Source organism: Streptomyces katrae (genome assembly GCF_000966975.1).
Classification (GTDB): domain Bacteria; phylum Actinomycetota; class Actinomycetes; order Streptomycetales; family Streptomycetaceae; genus Streptomyces; species Streptomyces katrae.
In genome coordinates, this window is the sequence record NZ_JZWV01000235.1 from 1 (window position 1) to 1,364 (window position 1,364).

1 protein-coding gene is annotated in these 1,364 nt (G+C 77.8%); it reads left to right on the forward strand.

Annotated features, from left to right (window positions below):
- Positions 1 to 128: 128 nt before the first annotated feature.
- Positions 129 to 1,364 (forward strand): serine/threonine-protein kinase (locus tag VR44_RS10590; protein ID WP_045947172.1); only part of this gene is annotated, 1,236 nt, incomplete at its 3' end.

The following is a 1,364-nucleotide window of genomic DNA, read 5'->3' on the forward strand; positions in this document are numbered from 1 at the left end:
GTCTACGGGGACCGCGGCCGCTGCCCGCCGTGGCCGGGCGGAAGACTGCGCGGCGCACGGAGAGCCGGGGCTACCCTGATCCCGGTCCGTACGGACGTCGGACCGTGGGAACGGCGGGGGTTGGGAACGTGACGCTGCGGGACGGTGATCCGCGCACGGTCGGCGGCTACCGGCTGGAGGGCAGGCTCGGCGAGGGCGGGATGGGCGTGGTCTACCGCGCGCGGTCGCTGTCCGGGCGGCAGGTCGCCGTCAAGGTCATCCGGCCCGAGCTGGCCGGTGACCCCGCGTTCCGGCAGCGGTTCCGCCGCGAGGTCGCGGCCGCCCGGCAGGTCAGCGGGGCGTTCACCGCGCCGGTGGTGGACGCGGACTCCGACGCGGCGGCGCCGTGGCTGGCCACCCTGTTCGTGACCGGGCCCTCACTGGCCGAACGGGTGCACGCGCAGGGCCCGTTGCCGGCGGCCGAGGTGTGGATGCTGGCAGCCGGGCTGGTCGAGGCGTTGCGGGACATCCACCGGGTGGGGCTGGTGCACCGGGACCTCAAGCCCGGCAACGTGCTGCTCGCGCAGGACGGGCCGCGGGTCATCGACTTCGGCATCGCGCGGGCCGTGACCGGGCCCGGGGCCGAGGCGACGGCGCTGACCGGGACCGGGGTGATGGTCGGCACGCCGCCGTTCATGGCACCGGAGCAGTTCGGGCGCGGTGAAGTGGGCCCGGCCGCGGACGTGTTCGCCCTCGGCTCGGTCCTGGTCCACGCGGCCACCGGCCACGGCCCGTTCAACGGCGACAGCTTCCATGCCGTCGCCTTCCAGGTGGTCTACGAGGACCCGGACCTGACGGGCCTGCCGCCGCAGCTGCGCCCCCTGGTCGAGTCCTGCCTGACCAAGGACCCGGCGGCCCGCCCCACCGTCCCCGGCCTCCTGACCCTCCTGGCGGCGGGGCCGTCCGCGGCGGGCGGGCCCGGGGCTCCCGGCCCCGCGGTTCCCGCCGCGGAGTACGCGTCGGACGGGGTTGTCGAACCGGGCCTGCCGGACGGGGTCGTCCGCCCGTCGACGGCGGTCACCGTGTCCCCGGCGGCCGAGGGTTTCTTCGGACCCCCGCTCACGGTCATCGCCGGTCCGCAGCCGGCGCCCGACGGGGCGGGCGCGCCGCCCGTGTCCGGCGGGCCGGCGCCGGAGCGGGACGCAGGAGCGGACCCGGAGCGGGAGCGGGAGCTCGGCAGCCGGCCGCGGCGGGAGGCCGAGGCGCCCCGGCGCGGGCGGCGGATGAGGATCGCCGTGGCCGTGGCGGTCGTGGTGGCGCTCGGAACCGGCGGGATCGCGGCCTGGCAGGGGCTGCGCGACGAGGACAAGGGGGGTCACGGCTCC